General features: G+C 68.3%; 16 protein-coding genes. 6 read left to right on the plus strand and 10 right to left on the minus strand.

The window, feature by feature from the left end; all coding sequences use genetic code 11:
• Position 1: 1 nt before the first annotated feature.
• Complete coding sequence (locus KY501_RS43390; RefSeq protein ID WP_224370229.1) at positions 2–910, minus strand: fatty acid desaturase family protein; 909 nt, start codon at positions 908–910, stop codon at positions 2–4.
• A 232-nt stretch (positions 911–1,142) separates the two neighbouring features.
• Here KY501_RS43390 and KY501_RS53785 point away from each other — a divergent pair, with 232 nt between their 5' ends.
• Positions 1,143–1,994: an EamA family transporter gene (locus tag KY501_RS53785; RefSeq protein ID WP_309243044.1), complete on the plus strand. Its 852-nt coding sequence runs from the start codon at positions 1,143–1,145 to the stop codon at positions 1,992–1,994.
• Between the two features lie 293 nt (positions 1,995–2,287).
• Here KY501_RS53785 and KY501_RS43405 read toward each other — a convergent pair whose 3' ends face one another.
• Genes KY501_RS43405 through KY501_RS43440 form a run of 8 tightly spaced genes read right to left on the minus strand, consistent with a single transcriptional unit; the run spans position 2,288 to position 13,827 of the window.
• Complete coding sequence (locus KY501_RS43405) at positions 2,288–4,213, minus strand: tetratricopeptide repeat protein (protein WP_224370231.1); 1,926 nt, start codon at positions 4,211–4,213, stop codon at positions 2,288–2,290.
• Positions 4,213–4,848 (minus strand): hypothetical protein, encoded by a 636-nt coding sequence (locus tag KY501_RS43410; RefSeq protein ID WP_224370233.1) that lies wholly within the window; start codon positions 4,846–4,848, stop codon positions 4,213–4,215. Before KY501_RS43410 ends, KY501_RS43405 begins: the two co-directional genes overlap by 1 nt.
• Positions 4,845–5,393: a hypothetical protein gene (locus tag KY501_RS43415; RefSeq protein ID WP_224370235.1), complete on the minus strand. Its 549-nt coding sequence runs from the start codon at positions 5,391–5,393 to the stop codon at positions 4,845–4,847. The genes KY501_RS43410 and KY501_RS43415 overlap by 4 nt, the downstream gene beginning before the upstream one ends.
• Positions 5,390–8,665 (minus strand): tetratricopeptide repeat protein, encoded by a 3,276-nt coding sequence (locus tag KY501_RS43420; RefSeq protein WP_224370237.1) that lies wholly within the window; start codon positions 8,663–8,665, stop codon positions 5,390–5,392. Before KY501_RS43420 ends, KY501_RS43415 begins: the two co-directional genes overlap by 4 nt.
• A complete protein-coding gene (locus KY501_RS43425) occupies positions 8,662–10,329 on the minus strand; it encodes a hypothetical protein (protein ID WP_224370239.1) in 1,668 nt (555 codons plus the stop codon). The genes KY501_RS43420 and KY501_RS43425 overlap by 4 nt, the downstream gene beginning before the upstream one ends.
• Positions 10,326–10,964 carry an outer membrane beta-barrel domain-containing protein gene (locus KY501_RS43430; RefSeq protein ID WP_224370241.1) on the minus strand — a complete coding sequence of 213 codons (639 nt, stop codon included), beginning with the start codon at positions 10,962–10,964 and terminating at the stop codon, positions 10,326–10,328. Before KY501_RS43430 ends, KY501_RS43425 begins: the two co-directional genes overlap by 4 nt.
• A 50-nt stretch (positions 10,965–11,014) precedes the next feature.
• On the minus strand, positions 11,015–13,375 hold the full coding sequence (locus KY501_RS43435) for an AgmX/PglI C-terminal domain-containing protein (protein ID WP_224370243.1): 2,361 nt from the start codon (positions 13,373–13,375) through the stop codon (positions 11,015–11,017).
• Positions 13,376–13,410: 35 nt separating this feature from the next.
• Positions 13,411–13,827 carry a hypothetical protein gene (locus KY501_RS43440; RefSeq protein WP_224370245.1) on the minus strand — a complete coding sequence of 139 codons (417 nt, stop codon included), beginning with the start codon at positions 13,825–13,827 and terminating at the stop codon, positions 13,411–13,413.
• A gap of 204 nt (positions 13,828–14,031) precedes the next feature.
• On the opposite strand from KY501_RS43440, the gene KY501_RS43445 reads away from it, so the two are divergent.
• Entirely contained in the window at positions 14,032–16,335 is a 2,304-nt protein-coding gene (locus tag KY501_RS43445) for an MtsA protein (protein WP_224370247.1), read from the plus strand.
• A 57-nt stretch (positions 16,336–16,392) separates the two neighbouring features.
• On the opposite strand, the gene KY501_RS43450 is transcribed toward KY501_RS43445, so the two are convergent.
• Positions 16,393–17,298, minus strand: coding sequence for a LysR family transcriptional regulator (locus tag KY501_RS43450; RefSeq protein WP_224370249.1), 906 nt, complete (start codon positions 17,296–17,298; stop codon positions 16,393–16,395).
• A 100-nt stretch (positions 17,299–17,398) separates the two neighbouring features.
• On the opposite strand from KY501_RS43450, the gene KY501_RS43455 reads away from it, so the two are divergent.
• The 4 genes from KY501_RS43455 to KY501_RS43470 all read left to right on the plus strand — a co-directional run bounded on the left by KY501_RS43455 (position 17,399) and on the right by KY501_RS43470 (position 22,557).
• A complete protein-coding gene (locus KY501_RS43455) occupies positions 17,399–18,148 on the plus strand; it encodes a sulfite exporter TauE/SafE family protein (protein WP_224370251.1) in 750 nt (249 codons plus the stop codon).
• A gap of 79 nt (positions 18,149–18,227) precedes the next feature.
• Positions 18,228–19,376, plus strand: coding sequence for a FadR/GntR family transcriptional regulator (locus KY501_RS43460; protein ID WP_224370253.1), 1,149 nt, complete (start codon positions 18,228–18,230; stop codon positions 19,374–19,376).
• Between the two features lie 187 nt (positions 19,377–19,563).
• Positions 19,564–20,817: a type IV pilus twitching motility protein PilT gene (locus KY501_RS43465; protein WP_224370255.1), complete on the plus strand. Its 1,254-nt coding sequence runs from the start codon at positions 19,564–19,566 to the stop codon at positions 20,815–20,817.
• A 147-nt stretch (positions 20,818–20,964) separates the two neighbouring features.
• Complete coding sequence (locus KY501_RS43470) at positions 20,965–22,557, plus strand: thrombospondin type 3 repeat-containing protein (RefSeq protein ID WP_224370257.1); 1,593 nt, start codon at positions 20,965–20,967, stop codon at positions 22,555–22,557.
• Positions 22,558–22,736 lie beyond the last annotated feature (179 nt).

Below are 22,736 nucleotides of genomic sequence, written 5' to 3' on the forward strand. Positions count from 1 at the left end.
GTCAGGAGGATGTGCCCGAGGTCCCCACGGCGGGACGCGGCACGGGAACGGGCCGTTCGCGGCCGCTCTGGTACCTGCGGAAGGCAGCCACGATGGCGATCCATCCGGGGTGGATGGGTGAGGGCTCGACGTAGAGCGCGAGGTTGTGCTGCCCCTGGCGGATGAGCTCCTCGGTGATCGCGGGCAGCTCGCGCCACGGCGCCTGGGGCTTGAGGTGGTGCGCCTGGTGGTAGCCCGCGTTGAAGAAGTAGCGGTTGTAGAAGCGCGAGGTGGACGTCACCGCGAGCGCCGTCCGGTCCGTGGAGTCCGAGCCTGCGTGCGCCGCGAGGTTCAGATAGTGGATGCAGGTCTGGCCCACCAGGAGCATGGCCAGCAGTGACATCCCCAATGACGGTTGCCACGCGAGCAGCGCCAGGAGTGTGCCGTCCACCACCACGAAGTCCAGCAGCAGCTCCAGCTTCTGGCTCCGTGTCTTGCAGGACTTCCACACCAGCCCTACGGCCTCCCAGGGCCAGAACCACGGTGTGAGCGCCCAGCGTAAGCAGTAGTGGAGCGCGCCCTCTCCGGGTCTCGGACGGCCCCAGTCTCCGGGGCCGTCGTTGTACTTGTGATGATTGAAGTGGTGGATGTAGTAGCCGCGATACGCAAAGCCACACGCCAACCCCAGTGTCCGAGACACGAGCCACTTGAGCGCTCGAGGCTTCGCGATGGGCACGTGCATGTGATTGTGCAGCACCGCGTAGTTCCAGAACATCACCGCCCACCCGACAGTCATTGCCGCGGTGCGCCAGGGCAGGGACCAGCGGCTCCAGCAGACCAGCACCGTCGCAAACCAGGCGCCCCAGAGCGCGTGGACCGCGAGGTTCGAGACATCCAGCGCAGGGGCGGTGCGAGAATCGGCCTGGGACATAATTTTCCGATTGCTCCGAGAATTCTGGATCTAGTGTACACGAACCAGCCGCCGACTTCTCGGAAGGATTGGCGAGCGATCGCTTTTCGAGACCCCCTCCCCGCGACCCGACCCCGCGGGTCACGGTGTGTCTCGCTCGCGGAGCATGCAAGCCCTCTGGCGGAGACAAAGCGTGCGCGTTCATGCCGCGATGCGTGAAGGAGGGTAGAACCGGAGCCTCTCTTCGGGAGCTGTGTTGGAACCTGTCGCCCTCACGCTGGTGCTGTTGTCCGCATTCCTGCACGCGTTGTGGAATGCGCTGCTCAAGCGGCAGGAGGATCCCGAGTCCGCCATGGTGAGCGTCGTCTCCGTGGCAGTCGTGTTGGGTGGACTGTGGACGCTGGGGCTCGAGGGTGAAGCCTTTCCCTCTCGGACAGGGTGGCTGTGGGCCCTCACGGCGGGGTTCTTCGAGGGCATCTATCTGTTCTCGCTCGCACGCTCCCTGCGTTACGCGCCTCTGGGACTTGCGTACACGGTGGCGCGAGGGGGAGCGCTGTTGCTGGTGTGGCCCGTGTCTGTTCTGACGTTGGGCGAGGCCGTCACTCCGCTGACAGTGATGGGGGCGGTGGTGTTGGGGGCCGGGTTGGTGGTGACGGGCCTGGTGCGGATCGAAGGCTCGGCGACGCGGGGGATTGGCTGGGCGGCGGTGAGCGCGGTGTGCATCGCCTGCTACCACGTGGCCTACAAGCAGGCGCTGGGCGTGGGCGCGCAGCCGGCTCCGCTCTTCGTTGTCCCCATGATCGTGGCGCTGCCCATCCTGTTGCTCACCCGGGTGCGAGGCGGGGGAGTGGACGCGGTGCTTCGTCCGGTGCGTCAGCGGCCAGTGCTGCTGCTGGCCACTGGAGCGTTCTGCACGCTGTCCTTCGGGATGCTGCTCACGGCGCTGGCACATGCAGGCGCGGGGGCGGTACTGACGTTGCGCAACACGTCCATTGCCTTCGCCCTGGGGCTCGCGGTGCTGCAAGGAGAGCGGCCCGGGCGCAAGCAGATCTCCGGGGCGGTGTTGGTGATTGCCGGCGCCGTGCTGCTGGGCTGGCCGTCCTGACTCATCTCCTTCACAGTCCCTGAAGGAGAATGCTGTACCCGGGAGGCTGGCTGCTGCGTCCTCCACCCGAGTGCGCACAAGCGAGCGCGGAGGGGGGACCCTCCGGGCGCGATTCGAACCACCTGGTATGCCTGTCATACCAGCTCGGTTCATGGTCGCCGCCAGCGGGGTGTCCCTCCGGGCGCGATTCGAGCCGGCTGGTATGCCTGTCATACCAGCTCGGTTCACGGTCGCCGCCCGAGGGGGCCCTTCAGGCGGGCCTCGCCATTCAAGGCATGCGCCGGTCAGGGCGACTACTTGGTCGAGGCCGCTACGCCGCCCAGCCGCTTGAGCGACGCCTTCGCGTCATCGTGATTGGGCTGGAGCTCCACGGCCTTGGCGTACTCGGCCTTCGCCTCGTCGATGCGCTTGGCCGCCTCCAGCAATTGTCCAAGCACGTTGTGCGGCTCAGCGAAGTTCGGATCCACCTGGGCCGATGCCCTCACGGACTGCTCGGCCTCCTTCGTCTTGCCCAGCCGGTACAGCGCCTGCCCCGTGTACAGCAGCGCCAGCGCGTGCCGCGGCTCGATGGCCAGCACGTCTCCTAGCACGCGTACCGCCTTCTCGGCGTCTCCGCCTCGCAGGTAGATCTGCCCCAGCTCCGCGCGCGCATCGAGCTGCGACGGATCCTTCTTCGCCACCTGCTCCAGCAGCGTCAGCGCCTTGTCCGGCCGCTGCAGGCGCGAGTGCATGATGCCCAGCCGAGCCATCGCCCCGGCGTCCATCGACTCGCCTTCCTTGGCTTGGAGCAGCTGCTCCACCTCCGCGTAGCGGCCCATGGACAGGTACAGATCCGCCAGCTTCAGCTTCGCCTCGCGGTTGCCCGGCTCCTCCTTCAGGATGGCCTCGAAGATGGGTTGTGCCTTGGCTCCCACGTGCTTGCGCGCATATGCGTCCGCTAGCGCCAGCCGCGCCTCCGTCGTCGGCGCAAGTGCCACGCCCTCCTCGTACTGGGCAATGGCGCCGTCGAGATCTCCCTTGGCCTTCAGCGCGTCACCGTACGCATCGCGCGCGGCGGCGTCCTTGGGGAAGTCGTCGACCACCTTCTTCAGTGTGGCCACCGCATCGTCCACCTTGCCCAGGGCCAGGTAGGCGCGCGCCAGGCCCTGATAGGCCTCAGTCGTCTTCCGGCCGTCCTCCGCACTGGCCTCGAGGGCCTTCTTGAAGGCCTCCACCGCGCGGTCCTTCTTGCCCTGCTGCAGGTACAGGTGGCCCAGCTGCGTGTACGGACCACTGGAGCGCCGCGGCTCCAATTCCAGCGCCTTCTCGAACGCTTTCGTCGCCAGCACCTGCTGGCCAAGCCAGAAGTACGCCAGGCCCAGGTTGAAGTGCGCCTCGGCGTACTTGGGGTCCGCGGCGATGGCCTTCTTGAAGGCCTCCGTCGCCTTCTGGTGCTGCCCCAGCCCGTCGTACACCACGCCCACGTTGTTGTGCGCCATGGCGTGCTTCGGGTTGAGCTCCAGGGCCTTCTGGTACTCGCCCATCGCGCCGACCAGATCGTTGCCCCGCATGAGCAGCACGCCCATGTTGTAGTGGGCCTCGGCGTCGTTGGGGGCCACCTGGATGGCCTCCTTGAGCGTCTCCTTGGCCTCGCCCATCAGCCCCTTCTCGGCCTGGGCCTTGGCCATGTTCACCCGGGCCACCGTGAGCTTGGCGTCCAGCTTCAGCGCGTCCTCGTAGGCGCTGATGGCGTCGTCCGTGCGGCCGGCGCGCTGGAGCGCCTCGCCCAGGTTGAACTGCAGCTCCGCGTCCTTCGGCGAGAGCTCCACCGCCACCGAGTACTGGCTGATGGCCACGTCGTTCTCGTCCATCACCCGGGCCAGCAGGCCGCGCTCGGAGCGCAGCGTGGACTCCTCCGGGTACATGGCGATGGAGCCGTCCAGCAGGGCTCGTGCCTCCTCGGTGTCTCCGGACAGGCGCAGCGCCCGGGCCAGCGCCACGCGCGCGGCGATGACCTCGGGGGCCTTCTCCAGCAGCTTCTTCAGCGGCGGAGCGGCCTTCTTCGGCTGGCCCTGGTTCAGGAAGGCCACGCCCAGCTTGTACAGGGCGTCCACATCCGGAGGCAGCGCGGCATCGGCTGTCGCGGCGGCGGGTGCCTCCGCGGGCGCGCCAGCAGGAGTGGCCGGCGCCGGAGCTTGCGCCGTGAGGAGCTGGAGGACGAGGACACCGGCTCGAGTCATCACAGGTTCTCCACGTAGGGACTGGTTCTCGCGTCGAATGTCTTCTTGGCCAGCGCCGACTTCTTGCCTTCCCACGCCTCGCGCGCGGCCTTCTCATCAGCGGTGTCCGAGCCGAGATCCGCCCGCTCCTCCTTCACCTCCGCGTCGCACTCGGCGATCTGCGCCTCGAACTCCTTGGGCTCCAGCTCCTCGCTGCCCTCGACTTTGGACTTGCGGGCGGCGGTGACGCGGGCCAGCTCGAAGCGGGCGAAGGCGCAGCGCAGCGCCAGTTGCTCCACGTCGAGCAGGGCCACGTTGAGGTGTTGCCGGGCGCGCAGGTAGTCCACGCGGGCTTCCGCCTCGTCGATGGTGAGCTGGGCCACTTCCTTGGACACGTTGTCCTCAGCGCGATCCAGCTCGTCCTCGGCGGCCTTCGCGCGAGAGCGGGCACGGCGGATGTTGTCGCGGGCGCGGACGATTTCGCTGCCGGCCTGGTCCACCTTGTCGATGGCCAGCGCGAGATCATTCTCCGCCTCGAGCAGCTCGATTCGCGTCTCGTAGGGGAGCTTCTTCACCATCTCGTCCGGCACGCGCATGCCATAGCGCGGGCCACACGCGGCGAGCAGGGGAAGGGAGAGCAGGAGGATGCGCTTCATGGGCATTCTTCGGTCGTCGGAAGGGGATCGGGCTGCGGCTCTGGAACGGTCGCGTTGAAGTGTCCGAAGACGGTGCGACCGGAATAGACGTCGGTGCCGTTGACGAAGGTGACGTGGAAATCGCCCGTCACCTTCGTGCCAGGAGTGAGGGCCTCGAGGGACTTGTCGAGGGTGAGGCCCCCGATGAGGATGCGCGGGAAGTCGCGCTCGGGCTCGTTGAGGACCCTGCGGCGCACCCGGCCGCGTTGCGGCGCGTCCTCGCCCTCGCCCAGCAGCTCGGCGAGGTTGATCTCCACGCTGGGAGCCACCTGGAGCTTTTCCAACTGCGCGCTCACGCTGAGCAGGGTGTTCTCGGAGACGGTGTTCTCGCCGCACTTCTGCGTGGTGACGAAGTTGACGGAGACCTCGCCCGTGGTGGCCGTGGCCTTCGCCAGCTCGTAGTGCAGATCCAGCAGCGGCGAGATGCTGCCCTCCAGGTACGGCCCGTCGCCGCACGCGGTGAGCAGGCCCGCCAGAGCGAGGCCCGGGAGTATGCGTCGGCTCACTTGCACGCCTTCCACCCCGTGTCGACGTCCGGACCCGTCAGCGAGCCCATGTCCTTGAGGACGGACAGCTCGCGCTTGGCGCCCTCGTTGTCGCCGAAGCGGCAGCGCAGGGCGGCCAGGTTGAGGCGGGCCTTGCCATACGTCGGATCCGCCTCGAGCGCCTTGGCATACGCGGCGCGGGCATTCATGGCGTCACCCTGGTTCAGCAGCGCCCAGCCCAGCGCGCTGTGCGCCGAGGCGCGCGTGTCCTGCAACTCCGTCACGCGGCCGAAGGTGAGCTGTGCCAGGCCGAACTGCCGGTTCTCCAGGTAGGCCATGCCCAGCGCCTCGAGCGCCTCGGCGGACAGCGTGGCCTCGGCCTTCTTGCGCACCTCCTCCAGCGAGGCGCTCCGGGTGGGAGCGCCCGGGTTGGGCACCGGGAGCGACGCCGTGTCGCTGCGCGTGCGGCAACCCACCACCGCGGCGCTGAACACGTCGAGCTGCTCGGCGCGAGCCAGACAGGCCTTGAAGGCCTCATCCGCGCGCTGGCGCAGCGGCGCCACCTGCTCCTTCACCGCCTGCTGGAAGGCCTTCACCTCGGCCGCGGAGGCACCCGCCGGAGCCGGCGTCGCATCCACCACGTCCGCCAGGTGCGAGTAGGACATGGCCAGCTTCCACAGCGAGGCCACGGCCCACTCCGGGTAGCCCAGCGAGGCGGCCTGCGTGTAGATGCCCTCCATGCCCTGGAGCGCGGCGACCTTCTCCTCGACCTTGTCGGCCGGCAGGCCCTTGTAGCCGCGGTAGAGGATCTCACCCAGGAACCACAGGCCCTTGGCGGCCTCCTCCGTCTGCCCGTTGGGGCCCTGCACGGCGGTGGTGAGGGTGGTGATGAGCTTGTCGGGCGGGTCGTTCGGCGCGGTGGTGGCCTGCACCTCGGCGATGACGGCGGCGGCGCCGGTGCTCGTCTTGTCCAGGGCCAGCGCGCTCTCGGCGGCGCGGCGGGCGGCGGCGTAGTCCTTCTGCTTCAACTGGGCCTCGGCGAGCAGCACGAGCACCTCGCCCTTGCGAGCGCCCGCGCTGGCGGAGGCCGTCTCCAGGCTCTTGGCCGCCTCCTTGTAGTCGCCCATGGCCATGCGCAGCTTGGCGGCGGACAGGAAGCCATCCAGGCCGGCCACGTCTCCGCCGAGCTTCTGGCCCACCTTGTCGAACCACTCGGCCGCCTCGCCGAACGAGCCCGCCTCCGCCGAGTACCGGCCCAGCGTCAGCAGCACGTCCGAGAGGTATTGGCTCTTGGGGTACTCGTTCATCAGCCGGTTGCCGAGGTCTCTCGCGTTGGTCAAATCCCTCTTCTCGCGCGCCGCGGTGAATGCGCCGTACAGGGCCTTCTCGCCGATCTCCGAGTTCTTGTTCTCGTCGGCGACCTTGAGGAGGCCGGTGATGACGTCACCCGTCTCCTCGGCGCTCTTGAGGGCCAGCTCGTCCAGGGCCTCGGCCTTGCTCTGCGCGAGGATCTTCCTCACGTCGTCCTGGAACTTGGCGGGCAGGGCGGTGCCGAGGAACTGCTTGCCGGTAGCCTCCAGGCCCTTGAAGTCGTTGAGCTGCCGCAGGCTGTCCAGCGCGAGGTTGCCGGCGACGCTGGCGTCCTTGTGCTGGGGGTGGGCCAGGGCGAACTTGGTGAAGAGCTCGGCGGCCTTCGGGTAGTCGCCGTCCTCGTAGTAGGCGCGGGCGATGTTGAACGTCACCTCGAGCACGTTGGGGCTCTGTGGGAAGCGGGTGACGTAGTTGGCGCCCAGGACTTTGAGAGCCTGGCGTGCGTCGGCCACCTCGAAGGTGGTGCGCTTGGCCGCCTCCTCCGGCTTCACGGTGGAGAAGTGGCACAGCAGGGCGCCGTACATGGCGGCGTCGATGGCCTTCTCGTCCCGCTGCTTGGCCTTCTCCTCGTAGCGGGCCAGCTCCTCGAACTGGCGCGCGGCCTCGGGGAAGGAGCCCGCCTCGAAGAGCGCGTCCGCGCGGTTCTTCATGATGGGCCGCACGTACTGCTCGGGCCGGAACAGGCTCAGGTACTCGCGGTAGGCCTGCGCCGCCGTGATGTACATGGCCTTGTCGTCCTTCTTCTGGGCGGCCACGTGCAACTGGGTGGAGAGATCTCTCCCCATCTCCTCCAGCTCGGCGAGCTGCTTCTTGCGCTCTCCTCCGTCCAGCTCCGGATCCGTCTTCGTCTGGACGGCGGCGCGGACGAGGAAGCGGATGTCCTGGGGCTCGGGCATCACCTTGCCCTTGGACGCCTTGAGCGCGTCATACAGCTTCTGCCCGCGCTCGAGGTCCAGCTCGGGATCGAACTGGATCTCCATCAGCTTGCGCAGCGCGGGGATGGCCCACTCGTACTGCTGCTTGATGAAGTAGCGGTTGCCCAGCTTGTCCAGCGCCAGGGCGAACGTGGCGCGGCTGTCGCTCAGCTTCTCGAAGTAGTTGAGCGCGCCCTTGGCCGGCTTGGCCTCGGTGTAGCTGTAGACCAGGTCCAGCAGCGCCTCGCGCTTCACGTTGAGCGCCTTCTTCGCGTCCACCCCGGGCAGCGTGTCGCTGGCGGCGGCGGCCTCGAAGAAGACCACGGCCTCGGCGTGCTTGGCCTGGTTCACCCGGATCCAGCCCATCTTGTAGCGGGCCAGGTCGTGCACCGGCGAGGGCGGCTGGGCCAGGATGGCGGTGTAGTGCTTCTCCGCCTCCACCAGGTCCGCCTTGTCGAAGTAGTAGTCGCCGATGATCTGCTCGGACTCCAGGCGCAGCGGGCTGGTGGGGTACTTGCGGATCAAGTCCCCCAGCGTCTTGAGCATCTCGTCGAAGGTGCCCAGCTCGCGCTGCTCGTGCGCCAGGTAGAACGTCACCTTGTCGCCGTCGTGGAAGTCCGGGTACTCGCGCAGCAGGCGCAGGTAGAGCTGGACGGCCTTGTTCTTCATCAGCCGCGTCTCCGGAGAGACGAGCGCGCCCGTGGCTCCCTCGGGCCGCTGCTCGGCCTGCAGGTAGTACACGTAGCGGCTCTTCTCCACGTAGAGCTCGGCCAGCCGGAACTGCAGGTCCGGCAGGTAGGGCGCGTTGCGGCTCTTGGAGATGAGCTTCTCCGTCTCGCCGATGGCGCGGTCCACCTTGAAGATGTCGCGCTTGAGCTTGGTGATGAGCTCGTCGCGCTCCTTCGCCTTGGAGACGATGGGGTTGAGGTTGCGATCCAGGCGCTGGGGCCCGGCGGAGCTCGCGGCCAGCAGGGCCGCGGTGATGATCCCCGTCAACTGCCCGGTCATTGGTTTTCCTCGATGCAACGGCTCTCGATGCGGACCCGGTAGGACTTCAGCTCGTCATTCCAGTACTCGCCGTCGAACCTGAAGGCGACCTGGTGGGGCTGCAGCAGCGCCTCCTCTGGCGGGATGACGACCTTGGAGCCCCTCTTCACGCGCTCGTACAGCTTGAGGCCCACCTCGTACTCCATGAGGCGGACCTGCTCGGCGGCGCGCAGCAATGTATCGGCCTCCTGGCGCACGGCGTCGTTCAGCCGCGACTGGTAGACGCGCTCGGCCTCGCCCAGGGAGAGGGCGTAGAGCTTGGTCAGGTGGGCCTGCAGCCGGTCTCCGAAGCTGCCGGCGTAGCGGCCCAGGCGCTCGGACTCCAGCTCCAGCATCTCCTTGAAGCGCGAGGCCCGCTTGGTGGCGCCATGGGCCTCGGCGGCTCGGCGCAGGCGCAGGTCCTGCGTCAGGTCCTCGCGCTCGGCGATGGCGTCCAGCGAGTCGGCGAACCGGCGCGTCAGCTCCTTGGCGGAGCGCTTGGCCGGAAGGTAGTGGCACAAATCCCGGAAGATGAGGGCGCGCAGCAGGTACTTGTCCGGGAGGAACTCGTCCCGGAAGGAGGGCGCGTCCAGCGTGGTGAGGATGCCCAGGGAAGCGCGCAGCTCGCCCATCTTGTAGCGGGTCCACGCCTCCTCCAGGTAGAGGGTGGCGCGGCCCGGATCCAGCTCGGGCAGCTTCACCAGCGAGTAGGCCTGCAGGGCGCCCTGGAAGTCCTTGCGCTCATAGCGCAGGCGGGCCACCGCGAGCGCCGCCTCGTTGCGCGCCTCGCGGGTGAGCTTCTCGTCCTTGGAGAGTGTGAGGAAGTCGGTGATGAGCTCCTCGGAGGGCTCCTTCACCGTCTTCAGGCGGGTGACGAGCAGGGCGAACTTGGCGCGGCTGGCCTCGGCGCTGCCATCGTCCAGCTTGGCGAAGTGGGTGTTGGCCCAGCGCTCGTTGCCCACGCGCAGGTCCACCAGGCCCTGCTGGTAGTGGGCGTAGGCGCCGGCCTCCTGCTCGAGGAAGCCCAGGTCCAACGCGGCGAACACCTGCTCGTCGATCATCACCTCGTCGTGCGGCTTGTCCGTCAGGTCCTTGAGGGACTCGAGGGCGCGGGGCAGCACGTTGGGGTTGGTGCGCTCACGGGCGATGCGGGCCAGGTACACGGCGCCGGCATGCGTGAGGCCGAGATCGATCAGGCTGCGCGCCAGGAAGTACTGCGCCCAGGCGTAGTTGTCGTCCGTCTTGGGCGCGGCGGACAGCCAGGCGTACAGCGGCCCGGCGGCGGCGCGCGGATTCCCGTTGAAGTAGTCCGAGAGGGCCTCATCGAAGACCTTCGGATCCACCTTCTCCGGAGCCGGGGGAGGGGCCGCCTCTTCGGGCTTCTTCGCGGCGGCCTCGCCCTCGGCGGGCGGGGCCTTGCTGGCATCCCCGGGGGCCGGAGGCGTGCCGGTGTTGGCGGCGGGAGCCGGAGCAGGCGCGGCGGTGCTCGCGGCGGGGGCCGGAGCGGGCGCGGCGGGAGCCGGAGCGCCAGTGCTGGGCGCGGGGGCACGTGCGGGCGTGGGGGGATTGGCGCCAGCCCGGGACGTGACAGGGAGGACGAGGAGCGCGGCGCTCGAGAGCGCGGCGAGCAGTTGGCGGGGCATCATTCCGTGGCGCCGAAGTTGAACGCGGTCGCGAGCTGGACGGTGGGGACGTTGATGATGCGGGAGGGCGCGGCGAACAGGACGTTGTTCGTCACATCCAGCCGGAAGGAGATGTGGTTGCTCTTGAAGACGCGCATGCCCACGCCCACGTTGGCGGCGGGTCGGAAGCCGCCTCCCTCGCGGTTGAGCTTGAAGACGGTGGCGCCGCCCAGCAGGAAGGCCTCGAAGTGCAGCACCTTGCTGTTGAGGATGGAAGTCTTCCCGTAGATGGGGCTCCACACGATGTCCGAGCCCACCATCCACTGCACTTCGTCCTCGTGGGCGCTGCTGGTGGGCGCCACGCCGAAGTCGCGCTCGAGCTGGCGGCGCAGGCTCGTCTCCACGTTGTAGCTGTAGGCGCCTCGGCCCACCTGCCACGCGAAGTTGTCGCTGAAGTGGTACGTGTAGCTGAGCGCGGCGATGTAGCCCTTGTAGAAGGCGTCCGCGGGCAGCGCGCCGATGCCGAGCGTCAGCTCGTGGTTCATCTGGTACAGCCGGTCTTGCACGGCCGAGGTGGTACCAGGATTCTCGAGCACCTCGGCCTGCGCGAGCGCGAGGCCAGGAGCCAGGGAGAGGAGCAGGAGCAGGGCGTATCGCACGATGGGGACTGTCCGGTCGTGAGGACGGCTCGAGGCGGAGGGGATCCGCATCAGTAGCCGACCGAGTTGAAGATGAACGGGTAGCTGATGATGACGACGCCGCCCTTGGGGGCGGGGAAGTTCCATTTCTTCAGGTTGCTGAGGATACAGGCCTCGACGGTGCCGTTGCGCAGGGTGGAGGACTTGGTCTTGGCTGCCACCACGCTCCCGCTGCCGCCGATCGTCCATTCGAGCACCACCTTGCCAGCGAGTCCTGTGTCCTTGAGCAGGGCGCGCTCGTAGCACGCGTAGACTTCCTGGAGGTGGCTATTGATGACCTTGGCCACGGCCTCGCGGTCGATGGTGCCCTGCGTCGTGGCGACGCTGCGCGAGGTGGCGCGCGTCACCGTGCCGCCGACCTGGCCCTTGCCCACGCCGCCTGCACCCAGGGCGCCAATGCCTCCGCCGCCCTTGCCGCGCAGCAGCTCCGCGCCGAGCGTGGCGCCGCCGCCCTTACCACCGCCGCCCAGGCCGAAGGTGCCCAGGCCCGCGTTGGCGATGGGCGCCTTTCCGATGAGGCCGGACAGCTTGTAGTTGGACGTCTTCACGTTCTTGGAGCCGGGGCCACTGCCCAGCTTGTCCACCGCGGCCAGCACGTCATTGGTGGCGGGGCCGGCGGCCGACAGCTTCGCCAGGGCCTTGAGGGCCTTGGACTCGGGCGGAGGAGGGGCGACTTCCTTCTCCTTGGGCGGAGGCGTCTTCTCCACGGGCTTGGGCGTGGGCTTCTCGGCGACCTTCTCCACCTTCTTCTCGGGCTTGGGGGCCTTCTCCTTGATGGCCTCGAGCTTCTTCTTCGCCTCCTCCTTCTTCTTCGGCTCCGGCGCCAGCAGGCGCAGGGCGACGGGCGGGAGGTTCTTCTGCTGGAAGTCCGGGGACTCGGGCATCTGGGGCTTGAGCACCACGAAGGCGCCGAAGGCTCCACCGAAAAGGAAGAGGCAGACCAGCGCCAGCCAGGGCAGGCCCGAGAGCGGGTTGACCCACACCTTGTCCGGCTTGGGCGCGGCGTAGGCCACCAGGGACATATGCCCCTGGCTCACGCGGGCGGCGGTGCCGTCTCGCAGGGTGATGAAGCGGCGGGTGCCGTCCGCCTCGAGCGCGTTGGCCTGGACGGCCTGGTAACGGGCACCCGAGTTGGCCTTCTCCACCGTGGAGCCCGGCGGGACGTAGAGGCGGTAGGCGCCGTTGAGGGACTCGGCGAGCGTGAAGCCCTCCTCGGGCACCGAGAAGCCCCACAGCGGCATGCCGGTCTTCTCATCGGTGGATGCCTTGAAGGGCTCCTTGCCACCGCTGTAGCGGCGCGCGTCGCGGCGGATGCCGCCCCAATAGAGCTCCAGGTAGAGCTGGGCAGCGCCCTTGCCGGGCCCCAGCTTCGGGGCATTCGTGGGGCGAGGCGGATCCGGCACCTCCCCGGCGGCGCTGTGCGCGAGCTGGGGGGCGGGCCGGGCCACGGGGGCCTGGGCCACGCGGGGGGCGGGAGCGGCTCGGGCGGCAGGGGCCTGCGGCTGCTTGGGAAGGTCCAGCTCGAGGGGAGCCTCGTCCTCGGGAGACGGCTCCGGCGTGGGCAGCAGATCGTTGAAGAGATCATCCGCCAGGTGGATGCCGGGGCTGGGCTCCGCCGCGGGGATCACATCCTGGGTGGCGCGGCGGCGGGCGGAGGGCACCGTGTTCGCGGGCACGGGCACGGCCGGTGCGGGCTGCACGGGCACTACCGCGGGCATGGGCGGCTGGGCGTGGGCGACGGCGGGGCCTCCGCGAGAAGCCGCGACAGGCGGGCCACGCTGGGGCACGGGCTGAGCGATGGGGACGACGGCGGCCTGGGGCGCCGGGCCTCGGGGGGCGCTCTGGGGCGCGTACCCGGTGGCGACGGTGGCGATGGGCACTTCACCCGGTGCCGGCTCCTGGACGGCCGGCAGCGACGACAGCGAGGCGCGCGCGGGCATCGTCGCCTGCTGGCCGGGGCGCAGCGGGTGGACGGCGGCCGGCGGATGCTGCGCGATGGGTGCGGACGCGCCGCCGAGCAGGGCGGCCATCTCGGGAGACGGAGGCGGCTTCTCGGCGGGCTTCTGCGAGAGCACGCGCGTCTTCAGGACGAAGGGGCCACACAGCACCTCGTCCACGGAGCGGATCTCGCACGCGGTGACGCGGTGGCCGTTGACGTAGACGCCGCCGTTGGAGCCCGCGTCCTGAATGGCCGAGCGGCCGTTCTGGAAGTACAGCAGCGCGTGGCGTGGATCGATGGAGGGATCATCCAGCCGCAGATCCGAGGACGGATCGGAGCCGACGGCATAGGTGCCGGGGACGAAGACCTCCGTACCGACGAGGAGCCCGTCGCGGAGGATGACGACCTGGAGGACAGAGGGCTGAGCGCTCACGGGGATACTCCCGTTCGAGGGCAGTGGGCGGAGCCCTACTGGTCGTAGACGGTGGAGAGGGTTTCGGAGCGGAAGCTTTCCCGCTCCTTGATCATCGACCGCGTCTTCAGTTCCTTGCGGTCGTAGAGGTAGACAGCGCCGGACTTGTTGGTCTGGCCCTGGATGAGGCGGTCATCGAAGTCGATGCGCGAGGGCCCGCGGCTGGGCGGTGGCGCCGAGGCGGAGGCACCGGACGAGGCCTCGCCTGTGACGGGATCCGCGGGGGCGGGAGCCGGATCCGTCTTGGGCTCGGGTTTGGAGACAGATTTCGATGGCGCAGCTTTCTTGGCTTTGCCCTTCGGCGCGGCACGAGCCGCGCGTCCGCGCTGCGCCCATGCCTCCGAGCCGACGAGAGGGAGAGGCGCGATGCCAAGGAGGCTGGCGACGAGAGAACCAAGGAGGAAGCGTCGCATCGGAGTTCCAGGTTAAGCGATGATTGTACCGCTCTGTCAACGCACGCGCTTCAGAGGTTCCCATGCGAGCGAGCAAGCAGTGTGGGGATCAGTCCACCCCAGTTGGGGGATGTGGACCACACCTGCACTGACCTTTGGAACATGGGGGTATGGGCGTGCTGGAAAGCTAGAGTGCAACTCCTCTTTTGACGGGTAGCAACATCCATGAAACACACCCTCACGGTGGTGGTGGCATTGGCGTTGTGCCTGGGCGTGGTGGCGCTCTTCATCGCGCGTACGCGCTCGCATGAGCCGTCGGTGGCGCCTCCCGAGGCGCCGGTGGGACCTGTCGCGAAGCTGCGGGCGGTGGGACCGAAACTGACGAGCAACCAGACCTCGGAGCCGCTGGCGGTGTACGGCGAGGGGCTCGAGGAGGGGATGCGCCTGGCGCTGGGACCCCCTGTGTCGCGCGAGCTGGCGCTGAAGGTGGTGGATGCGACGCATGCGTACGCGCGGCTGCCGGCGGGCGTGGAGCTCTCTCCGGAGCTTCCGGTCGCGAGCGTGACGGTGCGGCTGGTCGGGGTGGCAGGGAGACCTGTCCCGGAGGGTGAGGCCCGGCTGGACGTGGTGAACGACACGGCGTTCCCGGATCTGTTCGCGCTGGCGCTCTCTCCGGATGGACGGACGGCGTTCATCGCCTCGCCGCCGACGGACACGGTGTTTTCGCTGGAGGTGGAGACGGGACGGGTGACGGCGCTGGCCACGGCGGACGGGCCGAGCGCGATCGCTACATATAAGGACGGGGAGGGCCGGCCGTGGCTCGCGGTGGCTCACCGGTTCAGCGCGGAGCTGCGCCTGTACGCGCTGGACGCTCCTGGGAGTGCGCCTCGGGTGCTGCCGGCGCCCGCTGGAGCCATGGGGTTGGTGGTGGATGCGCGAGGCGAGGTGGCGTTCGTGGCGGAGCAGGTGAGGGACACGGTGCGGGCGCTGTCGCTGGCGGATGGGAAGGAGCGGTGGGTGACGGCGGTGGATCCGAACCCGCGTGCGCTCGCGTCGTGGAAGGGGCTGCTCGCGGTGGGCAGTCTGCAGACGGGCCAGGTGGAGCTGCTGCGCCAGTCGGATGGGGGGCTGGTATCGACACTGGTACCGGGGCCAGGAGTCTCCATCGTGGGAGGCGGGACGGAGCGCTTCTCGAAGCAGGTGATGGGCGGCAAGGCGCCCCGTGCGCTGGTGGGGAGCGAGCGGCTGGGACGCCTCTTCTTCTCCAGCACGGGGCCGAACGTGGGGCCGAACGCCGAGCGCATGGAGGTGAGCGCCAACGGCGGTGTGGGCGTGCTGGATCCGGAGCGAGGCCAGGTGGTGCGCCACCGGGGTTTCGGAGCGGGAGTGACGGAGGGGCTGGTGGTGGATGAGGCGGCGGGGTTGCTCTACGTGGCGGACATCGGGCTGGGCTTGGTGCGGGTGGTGGACGCACGGAAGCTGGTGGAGAGCGATGTGGGGGCGCGCAAGGCGCTGCTCCAGGACCTGCCCATCCCGCTGCCGGAGAAGACGCCGAGGGCGCGTCCGGACGAGGACTATGGCAAGGAGGGGCGGGCTGGGGTGGAGCTGCACTCGGGGCCGCGATCGTTGGCGCTGGCACCGGATGGGCACACCCTGTACGTGCTCAACCGGCACACGGGAACGGTGGCGGTGGTGGACGTGGCGCAAGCGCGGTCGGGCCAGGCGCGGGTGGTGCGCCAGTGGCCGGTGACGGAGATGCGCGCGCAGGCCAAGCGGCGGCTCGGGCAGGTTCTCTACTTCGCGGACATGGGACGCACGGCGATGAGCTGTGATGCGTGCCACCTGGAGGGGCACACGGAAGGCGTCTTCTTCGAGAAGACGAGGCCGATGCGCATCTACCGTTCCACCACGGTGAGAGGGAGCCGGGATACGCCGCCGTACTTCACGCCCGCGAGTACGCACAGCATCGCGGAGACGATCAAGACGGTGGGAGCGCGGAACCGCTACCAGAACCCACCGCTCACGGACACCGAGGTCGAGGTGTTGACGCTCTACTCCTCGCTGGTGCCGACGCTGCCCAACCCTTTCCGAGGCGAGGATGGAGCACCGCCGGAGACGCTCGCGCTGCCGGATGGGCACACGGGGAGGCCGGGGGAGGGCAGGGGGCTCTTCGAGGGCAAGGGAGGGTGCGTGGCCTGCCATCCAGCCCCGCTCTACACGATGGACCAGGATCCACAGACGCGAGGCCAGTACCTGGAGGTGGGCACGCCCATCTCGCTGCCGCTGCGCACGGATCAGCAGGACCGCGTGCCGGGAGCCGCGCCGCCCGCGCTCATCGGAGCCTGGGATGTCTGGCCCATGCTCACGAGCGCGACGGCAGGGTACGAGGTGAAGGAGGATCGGCTGATCGTGGGGACGCGCTTCCCACTGCGCGCGGTGATCGAGAGTGCCGGGCCCCAGCATGGGAACGCCCAGGTCCTCACGCCCCAGGAGAAAGACGACCTGCTCGCCTTCCTACTCACACTGTAGGCAGCGCCCCAGCCGGAGGTGCGCGGCAGAGGGCGTCCTGCCGTAAGTCATGGCCCATCAGCCTGAGGGCGTCTTCGGTGATGCTGGGCGAAGCGCATCCATCAGCAGGCGAGCAGGTATGGAGAGCGCCTGCGGGTCGCGCACGCAGATCAGCAGGTCTCGCTGCGCCCAGGGTTCGTTGAGGGAGAGCCGACGGATGGCCATCGAGCGTTGGCAGCGTCGAGCAGCGGCCTCTGGCATGACGCTGATGCCGACGCCGCGCTCGACCAGGCGGCAGACGGCATCGAAGCTCCTGAGCCGTACACGGTAGTTGAGCCTCCGTCCGAGCCGCGCGGCGTGCCCGGCGAGGTGTTCCTGCAAGGCGCTGCCCTCTCCCAGGCCGATGAAGGGCTCGGCGAGTAGCTCGGCGAAGCCAACCTGGCGCTGGCCGGCCAGCCTGTGTTCGCGCGCTGTCACAGCCACCAGGGTGTCGTGGCGGAAGGGAAAGGTCTGAAGCACTCCGAGATCGACCGTGTTCGCGACGATGCCGAGCTCCGCACGGCCCTCGGCGATCGCCTGGACGATCTCAAAGCTGAGCTTCTCTTCGAGATCGACATCAATGCTGGGATGCGCGGTGAGAAAGGTGCCGAGCACCTCTGGAAGGAACTCGCTGACAGCCGAGGTGTTGGCCAGGAGCCGCACATGGCCCTTGAGCCCGTGCGCATAGTCTCCAAGCTCGGCACGTAGCCGATCGATCTGTTGCAGCACGACGCGCGCGTGATGCGCCAGCGCGCGGCCCGCGGGTGTCTGGTGCACGCCGCGGCGGCCACGCTCCAGGAGTTGCACGCCCAGGGTCTCCTCCATGCCGCGGATGCGTTCGCTGGCCGAGGGAAGCGCAAGGTGCGCGCGCGCCGCGCCACGCGTGATGCTGCCGGTCTCGGTGACGTGGAGGAATAGCGAGAGATCCGTGAGATCGAAGCTCATCCTTCGTACCCGTGGCATGGGGTCAGCCTTCGGACTGCCCGAAGGCTGCCTTCGCGCCTTCCACATTGTCGCTGCGAGAATGTGGGGTCAAGGTCACGGGATGAACCAGGCGGTGTGGCTGCTGGCAGGAGCAGGATTTCTCGCGGGGGCGATGAACGCTGTCGCGGGTGGCGGTTCTTTCGTGACGCTCCCCGCGCTCATCCTCGCCGGACTGCCTTCGGTTGGCGCGAATGCATCCAGCGCCGTCGCGCTCTTTCCCGCGAGTCTCGCCAGCACATGGGCCTATCGCCGGGAGCTGGCCGACACCAGGTTCGTGGCGCTCCAAAGTCTGCTGCCGGTGAGTCTGGTGGGCGGTGCCGTGGGAGCTGCCCTGTTGCTCGCCACGCCGTCGACGCTGTTCGATGCGATCCTTCCCTGGCTGCTGCTCCTGGCGACGCTCTCTTTCGCATTCGGGCAGCAGGCGGGGTTGGCACTGCGCCGCCTCTTCCATATCGGACCGAGGGCACTGCTCCTCGCGCAGTTCCTGCTTGCGGTCTATGGCGGCTACTTCGGTGGGGCGGTCGGCATCATGATGATGGCCACCTGGAGTCTGCTGAGCGCCGTCGATATCAAAGCGATGAATCCGCCCAAGACCCTGCTGGTTGCCGCGACCAATGCGATCGCGGTGCTGTGTTTCATCGCCGCGCGTCAGGTGTGGTGGAAGGAGACGCTCGCCATGCTGATCGCCGCGGCACTGGGAGGGTATGCCGGCGCACACCTTGCTCGGTGGCTCGAGCCACAGTGGCTCCGCCGAGGAGTCATCCTCCTCACCGCGGGGATGACACTGGCCTTCTTTCTCCGGGCACGTTGAACCTGTCTTCGCGTCCCGCATTCGATGTCAGACCCATCTGCTTGGATGGCAGAGGCTTTCGATGAGGAGGGTGGCGGGGATGGAACACAAGGGGCTCGTGGCACGGGTATCGGAGCAGTTGGAGCGGGTGATTGCGCTGGGCCATATGCCCAAGGACACGCTCCCTTCAGAGCGCGTGATGGCCAAACGCTACGGAGTTTCGCGCACCACCATTCGAGGTGCACTCCGGGGGCTTGCTGCCCGAGGACTCATCGTCCAGCACCCTGGGCGCCAGAGTCGCACGGTGGGCCTCGGTGAGGCCCTGTCCCTGGAGAGCCTGAAACTCTTGCTCCCAGAGGGGCGCACGGACCTGGACCGCCGCTATCTGCTCGAGGGCTTCTTCTCTCTAAAACGAGAGGAGACGGTGGAGTTGCTGGCGGCCTGCTGCGAACATGCCAGCCCGCAAGACCTGGAGCTTCTCAAGGATGCCAGCTTTGCGCTCAGAGACGACGCGCGCTGGCAGGAGGAGCCCCGAAGGTGGGCGCAGCGAGAGTTCGAACTGCTGAGGCTGGCGGCCCGAGCCGCAGACCGCCCCGGCCACATGCTGCTCATCGTCACGTTGGAGAAGGCCTTCTGGGGCGTGGCCGAGAGCGTGCTACCCGCCCTGCAAGCGGAGGCTGTCCGTGAATGGGCCATGTTCGTGTTCGACGCGTTGGTCGACCGCGACGCCCAGTTGGTGCGTCGGGAGCTGCCGGCACTGCTGAAGGCGGTGGATGGGCCGCTGCTCGACCACCTGGCTCCTGTTCGCGATGAGGCCCCGGCGCCCGTGCCCGCCGCCGCTCCCGAGGAGGTGCCCCTGTCGGGCGAGACCGCCGCCGACTGGTATGCCTGTCATACCAGTTCGCAAGAGGTGCGGCCGACAGGGATGCTCTCGTCCCAAGAGCAGGCGCCCGATGCGGGTTCCACACCGGGTTCTTGCTTGCCTGTGGGGCCGCAAATGGCAGCCGGGCCGAGTGAACCCCACGCTCGTTCCAGCGAGCCCAGGTGCTCAACCAAATCCAGGGCCCGTTCCGTCAGCAGAGTGTTCTCTGGTCGAGGAGCCATTCCTCCAACGCTGGGGCTCGCTCTGGCAGAGCCCTTCTTTCTGGATGCTCAAGGCTCGTTGGACGCAGGAGATTCAACATCCGACGACATCGTCCAAGGCTCTTCGAGCAGCTCAAACCCGTGTCCTCTCGACGGATCGTCATGAGGGTGGCCATCTCCGCAGGCTCGTCGTTCGTGCCCGGGAGATAGGGACTGGCTCCCATCGGACAAAGTGTCCCAGCTCCCGTGCACCCTTGTGTCATCTCGACGCTCTCGAGCCCACCGGCAGCGCGTCTCCGCTCGGGGCGCTCGTGGCATGCTGATTGCCGCCGCTGGGATGCGAGGAGACACGCTTGGGAATCGAATCCATCATCCGCGTCGCCCGTGAGCAGGGGGCGAGCGACGTCCATCTCGAGGGCGGAATGCCCATGGCACTCCGGGTTCGGGGCGAGTTGCGGCTCGTGGGCGAGCCCGTGCCCGCCTCCTCGCTCACCGCCCTGGCTCGTGAGCTGCTCGGGGACTCTGGCTGGGACGAGTTCCTGGAGCGCTGCTCGCACGATTTCTCCCGCACCGTGGAGGGCCAGCGCTGCCGCATCAACGTGCTGCGCAGCGCGCGAGGCGTGGGTTTCGCCATCCGACTCCTGTCGTCCTCCCAGGCCACGCTGAAGAAGCTGAACCTCCATCCGGATCTGCGCCGCCTCGTCGAGTCCTCCCATGGGCTCATCCTCCTCAGCGGCCCCACTGGCTCCGGTAAGACGTCCACGCTCGCGGCGCTGCTGCAGGAGATCAACCTCAGCGAGGCCCGCCACATCATCACCGTGGAGAGCCCCATCGAGTACTCGCTCGCGCCGCGCAAGTCCTTCATCCGCCAGCGCGAGGTGGGCCGCGACACACCCTCTTTCACCCAGGCACTCCTCGACGCGCTCCGTGAGGACCCGGACGTCCTCATGGTGGGCGAGATGCGAGAGCCGGAGGTGATGCGCCTGACGCTGAGCGCCGCGGAGACGGGGCACCTCGTGCTCGCCACGGTTCACTCCGCCAGCACCACCGAGGCCCTCCAGCGCGTGGTGGCCGCCTTTCCTCCCGAGCAGCAGAACTCCGTCTGCATGCAGCTCGCGGACTGCCTGGTCGGCGTGGTGTGTCAGCGCCTCCGTTTCCGCTCCGAGCTCGGCATCCGCGTGCCCGAGTGCGAGATCCTCACCGGCAGCACTCCGGTGAAGAGCCTCGTCCGCCAGGGACAGTTCTTCAAGCTCCCCTCGGCCATCGAGACCGGTGCCGCTGACGGCTGCTGGACCTTCTCTCGCTACGCCGAGTGGCTGAACCGGAAGACGGATTGGGTCCTTCCCACCGCCGCCGAGGAGGACATCGCCGCACCTCCTCCCGCGCCACCCCCAGAGCTCCAGGGTGCGCGGCCAGCGCGGCCCAGGCCCGTCGAGCGAGCCACTCCCGCTCCCGTTCCCGCTCCCAAGCCCAGGCATGCTCCTCACACCGAGGCCCCTGCCTCGTCCCAGGCGGAGGATGGCGTCTTCGTCATCCAGGAGGAGCAGGATGATCTGGCGGCCATCGTCCAGGAACTCGAGCATGGGCCACCCAAGCGCTCCCGGTGAGCAACTTCCTCACGTTACGGCGCTCTGCTGGTGCGAAGGCCCAGGTGGAAGATTCCTCCCCGGCGAGACCGTGGGGCGGATCCGCCTTCACCTACCCTGGAGAAGCTTGAAACTCTCCCAGTGCCTGCGCTCTACAATGAGCGGTTGATGCGCTCCCTCTTCCGGTTGATCTGGCTCCTCGTTCCCCTCCAGCTTCTCTCGTGCTCCGACGCGGGCCTCTACGCGCTCGATGGCCGAGGCCCCAGTGGAAAGGATCGCGCGGATTACTCGGGCGAGGTCTGCATCCCCCTGGCCGGCGGCGATGCCTTCCCGGTGAAGGTCGTCTTCGCGCTCGCGGGAGGGGAGGGTGTCCCCTCGGAGGTCGTGGGCTACGCCACGGACGCGCTCGGCACGCTCAGCAGCCGCTTCTCCGGCCCCTTCATCACCTTCTCCCTCATTGCCTTCCACACCGTGGCCACCGGCATCCAGGGCAGCTTCGTGGACGCGGCTACCTTCCAGTCCGCCCTGGCCCGATACGCCAGCTACCAGGAGACGGGGCCCATGAGCATCCGCTCCGCGCTCCGGCTCTCCAAGAGCATCCTCGCCGGTGACATGCAGACGTCCTGCCGAGGCGCCGTCGGTCGCACCCGCTACATGGTCGTCCTCGTCATCACCAACGCGGACCTCAGCTGTGCCCGGGACGACATCAACGTGGGCATCGACGCGAACTGCGCCAAGCTCGCCAGCTCCGAGTCGTGCAGCCAGTGCGAGCTGACGGTCGTCACCGGCGAAGTGAAGAACCTCGTCCAGCAGTTCAACGCCGGCGAGGTGGTGGTGCAGCCCGTCTATGTGCGCTCCGTGCCGGATGAGGCCACGCGCAACCATGTGGCCGCCATCGCCAACGCCGGAGGCACCAAGCCCATCGAGACGGACCCCGAGGGCCTGCGCGACGTGCTCGCTAACATCAACTACTCCTCGCTCCAGACGCAGCTCATCCTCAAGCGCTTCGTGGCCTTCAACCGCAACGTCCAGGTGCGCAACGGGGAGATTCTCACCGACAGCGACGGCGACGGCCTGCCCGACAAGGACGAGGAGGGGCTGGGCCTGGATCCCCGCCAGGCGGATACCGACGGCGACGGCCTCATGGATGGCATCGAGCTGCGCATGGGCCTGGATCCGCTCACCGTCAACATCATCAACGGCTGCAACGTCTCGCTGGATGACGATGGAGACCGTCTCAACACCTGCGAGGAGCGCGTGCTCGGCACCAACCCGTGCATGGGAGACACCGACGCGGACGGCCTGCCAGACCTCGTGGAGGCGCTCGGCCACACCAACCCACTCGTCCCCGAGGACCTGCTCGACACCGACCGCGATGGCGTCTCCAACATCGACGAGGCCATCGTCCACTCGGATCCACTCAGCGCCGACATCGCCTTCCAGGCCGAGCGCGGCTACGGCTATTCGCTCGAGCTCACCGAGCCCACTCCGGATGGGCGCGCCTGCTACAAGGTGCGCGCGGAGAACATCACCGTCGTTCCCACCCTGGAGCACCCCCATCCGCTCTTCCCAGGCGTGACGATCCCCGCCGGGCAGAACGACATCTACTTCTACATGCAGGTGGGCCGGGACAATGATCCGCGCGGCGCGGGCGTCGGCTCGCTCTACGTCGATGATCAGCTGCGCTACTCCGAGGACAAGGGAAAGCAGCCCGCGGGCGCCCGCTCTTTGGATCCGAACGCCTTCATCCTCGGAACCTGATCTGTCTGATCCCACCCTCGAGTGAGGGGTAGACTCCACGCTGTCGCTGGGGTCTGCCCCCCACACCCCTCGGCCCCCACGATGAAGCTTCCGTGCAAATCCCTGAATTTCCTGACAGCGACCGTTGCCCGGTGAACGGATCGGCTCTTGCTATGAGGCCTAGCGCGAAAGGAGTTGTC

The organism is Hyalangium versicolor (assembly GCF_020103695.1).
GTDB classification, from domain to species: Bacteria; Myxococcota; Myxococcia; order Myxococcales; family Myxococcaceae; genus Hyalangium; species Hyalangium versicolor.

Excerpts from the sequence above, each read along its gene's own strand:
- KY501_RS43390 (WP_224370229.1), bottom strand. The coding sequence starts at position 910 with ATGTCCCAGGCCGATTCTCGCACCGCCCCTGCGCTGGATGTCTCGAAC.
- KY501_RS43405 (WP_224370231.1), bottom strand. The coding sequence starts at position 4,213 with ATGACTCGAGCCGGTGTCCTCGTCCTCCAGCTCCTCACGGCGCAAGCT.
- KY501_RS43410 (WP_224370233.1), bottom strand. The coding sequence starts at position 4,848 with ATGAAGCGCATCCTCCTGCTCTCCCTTCCCCTGCTCGCCGCGTGTGGC.
- KY501_RS43420 (WP_224370237.1), bottom strand. The coding sequence starts at position 8,665 with ATGACCGGGCAGTTGACGGGGATCATCACCGCGGCCCTGCTGGCCGCG.
- KY501_RS43425 (WP_224370239.1), bottom strand. The coding sequence starts at position 10,329 with ATGATGCCCCGCCAACTGCTCGCCGCGCTCTCGAGCGCCGCGCTCCTC.
- KY501_RS43440 (WP_224370245.1), bottom strand. The coding sequence starts at position 13,827 with ATGCGACGCTTCCTCCTTGGTTCTCTCGTCGCCAGCCTCCTTGGCATC.
- KY501_RS43445 (WP_224370247.1), top strand. The coding sequence starts at position 14,032 with ATGAAACACACCCTCACGGTGGTGGTGGCATTGGCGTTGTGCCTGGGC.
- KY501_RS43450 (WP_224370249.1), bottom strand. The coding sequence starts at position 17,298 with ATGAGCTTCGATCTCACGGATCTCTCGCTATTCCTCCACGTCACCGAG.
- KY501_RS43455 (WP_224370251.1), top strand. The coding sequence starts at position 17,399 with ATGAACCAGGCGGTGTGGCTGCTGGCAGGAGCAGGATTTCTCGCGGGG.
- KY501_RS43460 (WP_224370253.1), top strand. The coding sequence starts at position 18,228 with ATGGAACACAAGGGGCTCGTGGCACGGGTATCGGAGCAGTTGGAGCGG.
- KY501_RS43470 (WP_224370257.1), top strand. The coding sequence starts at position 20,965 with ATGCGCTCCCTCTTCCGGTTGATCTGGCTCCTCGTTCCCCTCCAGCTT.